This window comes from Fibrobacter sp. UWP2, from assembly GCF_900141705.1.
Lineage (GTDB): Bacteria > Fibrobacterota > Fibrobacteria > Fibrobacterales > Fibrobacteraceae > Fibrobacter.
This window is the reverse complement of sequence record NZ_FQYM01000019.1, coordinates 55,772-64,233: the sequence shown is the minus strand read 5'-3', so window position 1 is coordinate 64,233 and position 8,462 is coordinate 55,772. Positions and strand designations below refer to the sequence as shown.

Below are 8,462 nucleotides of genomic sequence, written 5' to 3'. Positions count from 1 at the left end.
CTTCAAACTGCCCGGCGGCCTCTCGGGCCTCCGTCCCCTTCGATCCGGGGTCTTGTGGACCGCTCGTCTCGGGAGTGGTGCCAATTATAGAATTTTCCGGAATAAATGCAAGGGGTAAAGGCAAAAAAATTTCATTTTTTTTTGCCCTGACGCTCTTTTTTCGCCAATTTACGAGATTTAATACAGGATATCAACAAGTTGTCAACAAACATGAGATAATAATCCCGTCCAATATCCAGCAATCAGCTTTTTTTACCACTTGCGAGGCTGTTCGCCAAGGCGGAAAAGCGCACACATTATATCTATGGGGCGAGGAAGGCTCATATCACGGCTCATGCCCTGCGGCAAGTTGCGAAAACCCACGTTCCTCATTTTTTCGTACAAAGTAACAACTGCAGAGGCAATAGATTCTCCCAATGACTCAGCATCGGCATTGCCTATGGCAGTTTGGCAAAGGTTCAAAAGCATAAGCCCGGCACCCAGGCGCTGCGCCTTGTCGACAAGCGTTGCAATGCGCCCCGTATCAGAAACAAGAAAACCGATTTGCAACAAACTATCGCCATTCAACTTGACTTTGACCTGGCGCTCCACAGCAGAAGCCGGGCGCAAGCCTCCCTGCAAAGGCTTGATGTAATCCAGCATGGCGCGGCAGGCGGGCACGGCAAAGGGCTTGAGGTTCAAAGACTGCGCATCAAGCGCTTTTGCGGCAGCATTCCCGAACAGCTCACGCGCCTTGGCGGTCACGCACTCAGCGCGATAATTCACCATGGTTATCACGTTGTCTGCGATACTTAAAAAATCGCCACAGGCCCCCGCTACAATAATAAAGCTGCAGCCTGCAGAGGCCATTTCGCGAATACGGTCTGTTAACGGAATCAAAGGCTCGTGGTCGTCACCCAAAAGTTCGCGGACGCGTTGGTCGCGAATCAAAAAATTCACTGCCGAGGAATCCTCGTCAATAAAGAACGTGCGGCACCTTGCTTCCATCGCCTCCATAAGGTTCGCCGCCTCGCTCGTGGACCCCGAAGCCGAAAGCGACGTGAAGGCCTTGGTCGAGACGCCACCCGGCAAATCGCGCACTAGGGCAGAGATATTGGTCCCGCGCACACTGCGGCCGTCCTCGACGCCAACACGGACAGCGGATTCATCGACCACAATCCCCTCGCGACCATCCCCCGGCACATGCGGGTGGACCGCACTGACCAAAGCCTGCAACAACGTAGACTTCCCATGGAAAGCCCCGCCAGTAATCACAGTGACACCTGCGGGAATCCCCATCCCGCGAATCTCGCGACCATTTACAGATAAAGTAATTCCCATTTCGGCAGGCGTCACAAACGGGACAGCCCCTTCCAAGGGCTTACTGGACAGACCCGACGCCCGGGGCAACACGGCTCCATCGGGCACAAAGGCGACCAAGCCGCGTTTTTTTAAAACTTCCAATATGGCAGACCGCTCCGCCACAACATGGTAGTATTTTAAAAGCTCGGCACAAACACCGCCCTCGCTCTGGCTACTACTATTATATAGTGTAGAAACCAGGTCGGGCAGAACCATTGTCAAAATCTCGGCGGCGGCCTCGGCCTGAATCTTGCGCCCGTCACCCGGGAGCCGAACCTGAAGGCATGCCCTGACCTCGCCGTTATCTATCCAAAGAGAATTCCGCACCAGCATCTCCGGTCCCGGCACAGCCAATACCACGGCAGCATCCTTTTCAGGGTAACGTTCACACACGGCGGCGCTCAGGCGGCGTAACAAAAAATCACTCAACGCAAGGCGGCGTTCAAACGAACCACTCCACTCCGAGGTGTAACCAAGTTGGGCGAGCGTCGCCTTTACCATCACGCGGGAGGCAGGGGCAAACGGGTCGCCCTGCACATGCAAGAACGAGAGCGAAAAGTCTCCAAAATCCCATTCTTTTTCGGACAGCGACTTGTAGAGCCCGTAGTTTTTGCCATTCAGCGTGCGAATTTTTTGATAAAGAGCCTTCATGTTCAAAGTTTAGCAAATCGGCAATGGATTTCGCACGTTTTTACAGACTTTTTTCGGCATTTTAATACCCACCGACAAAAAAAAGAATTAAATTCCATTTTGGACATTATTTTAAGTGTACAAACAAAATAGGAGTACTCAATGAAAAAGCTCTATGTTTTTGCCCTCATGGTGGCATTCCTCTTTACCGCCGCCGTCGCTGACGACGACCCACCTCCGCGCGGCAAGCCGGCCGTTGTCAACATCATTACCAACCCGCCTAACAGCGAAGTCTACCTGGGCGGCGAGAATCTCGGCAAGAGCCCCATTGAAAACTTGAGCGTCAAGTCGGGCCGCCAGACTCTCGTGGTGATTGACCAGGGTTACGAACTGGTGAACCAGCGCGTGAACGTTTGGCCGGGTAACGACAAGCGCAACACCTTCGACTTCGGTACCAAGATCCCGAAGGGTCACATCAAGGTCTCGACCAAGCCGGGCAAGTGCATCATCTTCGTCGATGGCGACCAGGCCGACAAGACCGACGGCGCTCCGCTCACCATCCACAACCTGGATGCTGGCGACCACGTGGTGCGTGCCGAATGCTCCAACCGCAAGTCTGCCGAAACTCTCGTGACCGTGAAAGGCGAAGAGACTGTCGAAATCGAGCTTGACGCCACCTCGGGCAAGAAGAAAAAATAACAGCCCACACGGCACTTCTGCCGGTGTTTGAGCCGCAATTAAAAAAGACCCTCCCCCGGAGGGCCTTTTTTAACTAATATTTACATGTAATTAAATTCAAAACAGGAGAATCATCATGTCTAAGATTTGGACACTCTGCCTTTGCGCCTCTCTCGCCTTCCTCGTCGGCTGCTCCAGCGGCGGCAAGAAGGTTTCCCGCATTGACTCCAACTCCGTCACCGACCTCTCTGGCGCTTGGAACGATACCGACTCCCGCCTCGTCGCGGACGAAATGATTACCGACTGCCTCAACCGTCCGTGGTACCAGACCATGCTCCAGCAAAAGAACGGCCAGGTCCCGACCGTGGTGATTGGCAAGGTCCGCAACAAGAGCCACGAACACATCAACGTGGAGACGTTCATCAAGGACATTGAACGCGCCCTCATCAACAGCGGCAAGGCCGACTTTGTGGCAAATGCCGAGGAACGCACCGAACTCCGTGACGAGCTCGCAAGCCAGGCCGGCAACGCCACCGAAGAGACCCGCAAGGACGCCGGTCAAGAAATCGGCGCCGACCTCATGCTCACCGGCACGCTCAACTCCATCGTGGACCAGGAAGGTGGCGAACAGGTCATCTACTACCAGGTCGACATGGAACTCACTGACATCCAGAGCCACAAGAAGGTTTGGATCGGCGACAAGAAGATCAAGAAGTACGTGTCCCAGTCCAGCGTGAAGATGTAAAGCACCTGCACTGCAATGTGTAGTGTGAAATGTGTAATGTAGAATGGGGCAAAGGGTAATACCCCACCTCCGCAATCTAGGACAACGCTATGAAACGGATATTCCTGTTGTTTACCGCATTCCTGTTGGCGTCGTGCGCCAACAAGTCCATGACGCGTTATGAGACCTTGGCCCCAACACTCGAAAAAAAAGGCTTCGACGCCACCATTGCCGAAGTGAAGGACCAAAAGGAAGACCTTTACGGTTCCAACAGCGAGTTCCTTTACTACTACGACCTAGGCGTTTTGCACCACTACAACAGGAACTTTGACGAGAGCATCAAGAATTTCGCGAAGGCCGAAAAAATCTACGAGGACCTTTATACGAAATCCGTCACGAACGAGGCCGCCGCGCTGCTAACCAACGACAACGTGCGCCCGTACCGCGCCAGACCCTTTGAGCTCTTGACTTTGTACCAGTTGCAAATACTGAACTATCTCGCCAAGGCCGACTTGGACGGGGCCCTCGTTGAAGTCAAGCGTTCGCAAATTGCGATGAACGCCCTGTACCAAAAGGATCAGGACAAAGTAAACGACAACGGCTTTTTGCGCTACCTCTCGGCGCTAGTCTACGACCTGGACGGCGAGAAGGACGATGCCGCCATCTCGTATTACAAGGCGATTAAGGCCTACGACGAGAGTAAGATGGGCGTCCCCAAAGAGGTGTTCGAGTTCGTTACCGAGAGCTTGCGCCGCATGGACCGCGAAGACGACATTCGCGCACTGAACAAGCCAGAACTTGCCAGCACGCCCAAGGCGACCGCCGTGCAGGAACTGGGCCAGGAGATTATCGTCATTGGCTATGCGGGCCACAGCCCCATCCTCGGCGAGATGTACCTCTCCGGCACGTTCATCTCAGGCGGGGTGATGAACCTTTACTACAAGGACGGCGAGACCGGCAACAGGACCAGCTTCACTCTCGTAGCGCCGATAGTCCCGGGAGCCGGGAGCGAGACTTTCCACATCGGGTTCGCTCTCCCCGAAGTCCGCGACCACCACAGCCGTGTAAGCAAGTTCGAGGTGAGCCTCGACGGCAAAACCCGCATTAAGCCCGAAAAGGTGATGGCGGTGGACGACGAGCTCAAGCGCAACATGGAAGACGAAAAGACTTCGACCATCACACGCACCGCGATCCGCGTCATTACGCGCACCATCGCCGCCCAAAAGGCAAAACAGGCGACCAACACCGGCAACGGCATCTTTGACCTCATCAAGAACATCGGCGTCGATGTGGCTCAAGGCCAGCTGGAGCAGGCGGACCTCCGCGTGGGGCTCTTCCTCCCCAACTCCTTCTACATGACCCGTATGCCTGTAGAACCTGGCAGCCACAGCGTGAGCGTCGCCGCCCAAGGTTCGCATGGAGAGACTGTCGGCGTCTACAACTTCGACAAGATCCCTGTGAAAAAAGGCCAAAAGGTGTTCCTCATCATCCCGGCCATCAAGTAAGACCGAGGCGGGCTCAAAGCGACTTTCGGGCGAACTACCGCAAACATTTAGAAACAAGCGTGCTTCGGCACGCTTTTTTCCGTTAAAAAGTTGTTTTTTCAAGAATCAGGGCGTGCCTTTTTGCTTTTTTTTATGTAGTTTCAACACACGAGTTTTACCAAGGAGAGATTTATGAATTTCAAGGTTTTGATTGCCGCGGCCGCTTTGCTCGCGAGCCAGTCGTTCGCCATCATTGGCATTGGCGCGCACTACTCCCCGAGCTTTGGCAGCAAGTTGGACGCAGCCTCCACCCCGCAAAAAGTGGCCGAAAATCTCAAGTTCAGCCACGAAGGTTTTGACGGAACCATGCAAGGTTTTGGTTTCAAGCTGTGGGTTGACCTGCTCCCCATCATTGACATTGAAGGTACGTTGAACTTCCAGTTCGGCTCGTACGATGCTAGCCTCTGGGTAAAGGATCCCACAAACGGAACATATCAGGAACTCCCCCTCGAAATTGAAATTGGCGGAACCCCGTTTGGCAAGGCCAACCCGAAATTCGTCACCATGACGGGCGACATTTCAATCACCTACCCCTTCACGATGCTTCCCATCATTCGACCCTATATTGGTGGCGGCCTCTCCATCCATGCAAATTCCTTCGTGTTGAACCAGGGCTTTGTGAGCGCACTGGTGGACGACCCGGAAATTGCAGGACTTATCCAGGAAATCGCCGGCTTGCAGAACACCGAAGGTCTTGACGCCGAGGCAATCCAAGCCAAGATGCTCGAACTCCAGCCCAAGGTCAACGGACTTGGCGACACCATGAAGCAGCGCGTACAGGACCAGGCTTTGAAAGAAGGACTCAAAACCAGCGTCGGCGGACACATCCTCGTGGGAGCTCGCTTCAAACTCCCGATTATCCCCATCGCCATCTACTCGAACTTCAAGTACTACATTGGCGGCGACTATCCCGAAGAATTCAGCAGTGGCAACATGGCTGTTGAACTCGGCGGCGGTCTCGCAATCTAATCAAGTTTCAAAGGAACAACATAAAATGGCACAAAACACTAGCAGCACTAGCATTCTCATTATCGAAGACGAAATCGCCATTGCCGAAGGTCTCGTGGACCTCTGCGAACTGAATGGTTACTCTGTCAAACACGTGGCCGATGGCGAGAGCGGCCTTACCGAAGCGCTCTCCGGTCAATACGGCCTTGTTCTCCTTGACTTGATGCTCCCGGGCATGGACGGCTTTACCGTTTGCGACAAGATTCGCGAAAAAGACAGAAGCCTCCCCATCATCATCCTCTCGGCCAAGAATGCCGACGAAGACATTATCAACGGTCTCAAGTTCGGCGCCGACGACTACATCCCGAAGCCGTTCTCCGTGCCCATGCTCCTCGCCCGCATCGAGGCTGTGCTCCGCCGTAGCCGCCAGTCCCTCGAGAACGAGGGCAAACTCGCCGCAGGCAATCTCCGCGTGAACTTCCGCGAATACACCGGCACCCGCGGTAAAGAAGAACTCGCTTTCACTCGCAAGGAGATTGAAATCCTCGAATACCTGTGGAACAACCGTGACCACGCCGTACCGCGCGCCGAACTGCTCCGCAAGGTCTGGGGTTACGAGAATGCCGAATCGGTCGACACCCGTACCGTTGACATCCACATCACCAAGCTCCGCAAGAAGATCGAAGACGATCCTGCGCACCCGAAGCTCTTGGTCACGTTCCGTGGCGAAGGCTACCAGATGCGTTCCGCACCTGAATGCGCAAAATCCACCTAATATTCGCAGCAATCTTTGCTGTCATCGCCTTACCCCTGGTAGTTCTCCTCTACCAGGCGTATTCGCAGTTGGAACTCGGTACAAACTCCTTGTACCAGGGTCATGCTATGTTCGTCGCCAACACGCTGAACCAGCAAATTGCGAAGGACCTCGCCATTGAGGACAAACGTTCATACTCGGAGTACGGGTTCATCCGCACCATCCAGGTCATTGGCGGCGAAGAAAATACACTCTCGGAACTGGTGGACTACCCCATCACAAGCCAGTACGCCGGTCTCATCGGGCACTTCCAGCTTGCCCCCGACAACTCGCTCCGCACGCCGTTTTTGCCCGAAGGAAGATTCGGCGAAATCCTACTGGAACAGATTTCCCCTGCCGAGCGAACCAAGCGCGAAGAAGTGCGCTTCAAGATCAACAACATCCTTGACGAACTCGGTGTTCGAAACGAGGGGATTGAAGCAAACGCACAACCGCGCGATTCCGTGGAGACCGTTATTGACCGTGTGTACAAACACGACCCCAAAATTCGCAACAACACAAAAAGCAAGAAAAAGAAGACTGGCCGCATCAACCGTTTTGAACAAACTTCCGAAATGGAATCGTTCGCCTTTAATGCCGAACTCATGAAGACCGACACGCTGGACTTTTCATTGGGCGACCTGCCCAGGGCAAAGGAAGTCGAAATAGAACCATTCCAAGCGGTATTCAACAACCAGTACGTCGTGTTCTTCCGTAACGTGCGCCGTGGCAGCGAGCTCTTTGTGCAAGGCTATGTAGTAAACCTCCGCATATACCTGAGCAACCTCGTCAAAAACGAAACGCAATTCTACCCGCTCGAAAAAGACCTGGTTCTCGGCTTCTCGACCGCGCAAGAGGATCTGCTCATGTTCGGCAGGCCCGACTACTCGACCAAGATTCTCTCGGTCCCCCTCATGCCCCCGCTCAACAAAATTTACTTGACCATGTACATGAAAAAGAGCAGCAACCTCACCAGCAGCGTCTTTTTGCTGTTCCTTGGCATAGTGGTGCTGTTTGTGCTCGGCGGCGGCCTCATCGCCATCTACCGCCTCACGCAAAGCGAAGTGGAAATGGCAAAAAAGCGCCAGGACTTTATTTCGGCTGTGAGCCACGAGCTCAAGACGCCGTTAACCGCCATCAAGATGAGTGCTGAACTTTTGCAAATGAGCAGCGGCAAGATGACCGACGAAAAACGCATGCAAAAGTATTCGCAAATCGCAAGCGAATCCGACCGGCTCACGCGTCTCATTCAAAATGTACTGAACCTCTCCAAACTCGATGGAAACCGCTGGACAGCAAACATCAAAAAAGACAGGCCCAAGGCGGTACTCGACGACTTTGTGACGATGTACACTAAGAACATCGAGGACCATGGATTCTCACTTACCGTGTCGTGCGACACCGAAGTAAACAGCATCCAGCTCATGATGGACCGCGACGCCATTATGCAGATCTTGACGAACCTCGTGGACAACTCGCTCAAGTTCTCGGCAAAGGCCGACTACAAGATGATCGTCATCGAGCTCCGCCTGGATGTGGACCACGTGTACCTCGCCGTCCGCGACTACGGTCCGGGCATCCCGCAGTCCGAGATGAAGAAGGTTTTCCAGGAATTTTACCGTGTTGAAAACGAGATGACACGAACTACGCAAGGCACGGGCATCGGCCTTTCGATGGTGAAAAAACTTTGCACGCTCTCGAACATGCGAATCGAGGTGGAAAACGCGAACCCTGGGCTTCGCACCAAGATCCACTTCCCACCATTGTCCATTTAGTTTTGACTTTTGCAACTTAGGATGTAGAC

Annotated in this window: 7 protein-coding genes; 6 read left to right on the top strand and 1 reads right to left on the bottom strand. The window is 53.8% G+C overall.

Annotated features, from left to right (window positions below):
- Window positions 1-252 precede the first annotated feature (252 nt).
- On the bottom strand, window positions 253-1,992 hold the full coding sequence (locus tag BUB55_RS09790) for an ABC-ATPase domain-containing protein (RefSeq protein ID WP_234971890.1): 1,740 nt from the start codon (window positions 1,990-1,992) through the stop codon (window positions 253-255).
- 141 nt (window positions 1,993-2,133) lie between these two features.
- Here BUB55_RS09790 and BUB55_RS09785 point away from each other — a divergent pair, with 141 nt between their 5' ends.
- The 6 genes from BUB55_RS09785 (at window position 2,134) to BUB55_RS09760 (ending at window position 8,433) form a co-directional block, all read left to right on the top strand.
- Window positions 2,134-2,670, top strand: a complete 537-nt coding sequence (locus tag BUB55_RS09785) for a PEGA domain-containing protein (protein WP_073190519.1) — start codon at window positions 2,134-2,136, stop codon at window positions 2,668-2,670.
- 115 nt (window positions 2,671-2,785) lie between these two features.
- Complete coding sequence (locus tag BUB55_RS09780; RefSeq protein ID WP_073190516.1) at window positions 2,786-3,394, top strand: penicillin-binding protein activator LpoB; 609 nt, start codon at window positions 2,786-2,788, stop codon at window positions 3,392-3,394.
- Between the two features lie 89 nt (window positions 3,395-3,483).
- Window positions 3,484-4,878 (top strand): COG3014 family protein, encoded by a 1,395-nt coding sequence (locus BUB55_RS09775; protein ID WP_143153000.1) that lies wholly within the window; start codon window positions 3,484-3,486, stop codon window positions 4,876-4,878.
- A gap of 171 nt (window positions 4,879-5,049) precedes the next feature.
- Window positions 5,050-5,886 carry a hypothetical protein gene (locus BUB55_RS09770; RefSeq protein ID WP_073190512.1) on the top strand — a complete coding sequence of 279 codons (837 nt, stop codon included), beginning with the start codon at window positions 5,050-5,052 and terminating at the stop codon, window positions 5,884-5,886.
- Between the two features lie 25 nt (window positions 5,887-5,911).
- Window positions 5,912-6,640 (top strand): response regulator transcription factor, encoded by a 729-nt coding sequence (locus BUB55_RS09765; RefSeq protein ID WP_073190509.1) that lies wholly within the window; start codon window positions 5,912-5,914, stop codon window positions 6,638-6,640.
- Window positions 6,622-8,433: a sensor histidine kinase gene (locus BUB55_RS09760; RefSeq protein ID WP_073190506.1), complete on the top strand. Its 1,812-nt coding sequence runs from the start codon at window positions 6,622-6,624 to the stop codon at window positions 8,431-8,433. Before BUB55_RS09765 ends, BUB55_RS09760 begins: the two co-directional genes overlap by 19 nt.
- Window positions 8,434-8,462 lie beyond the last annotated feature (29 nt).

Excerpts from the sequence above, each read along its gene's own strand:
- BUB55_RS09790 (WP_234971890.1), bottom strand. The coding sequence starts at position 1,992 with ATGAAGGCTCTTTATCAAAAAATTCGCACGCTGAATGGCAAAAACTAC.
- BUB55_RS09785 (WP_073190519.1), top strand. The coding sequence starts at position 2,134 with ATGAAAAAGCTCTATGTTTTTGCCCTCATGGTGGCATTCCTCTTTACC.
- BUB55_RS09780 (WP_073190516.1), top strand. The coding sequence starts at position 2,786 with ATGTCTAAGATTTGGACACTCTGCCTTTGCGCCTCTCTCGCCTTCCTC.
- BUB55_RS09775 (WP_143153000.1), top strand. The coding sequence starts at position 3,484 with ATGAAACGGATATTCCTGTTGTTTACCGCATTCCTGTTGGCGTCGTGC.
- BUB55_RS09770 (WP_073190512.1), top strand. The coding sequence starts at position 5,050 with ATGAATTTCAAGGTTTTGATTGCCGCGGCCGCTTTGCTCGCGAGCCAG.
- BUB55_RS09765 (WP_073190509.1), top strand. The coding sequence starts at position 5,912 with ATGGCACAAAACACTAGCAGCACTAGCATTCTCATTATCGAAGACGAA.
- BUB55_RS09760 (WP_073190506.1), top strand. The coding sequence starts at position 6,622 with ATGCGCAAAATCCACCTAATATTCGCAGCAATCTTTGCTGTCATCGCC.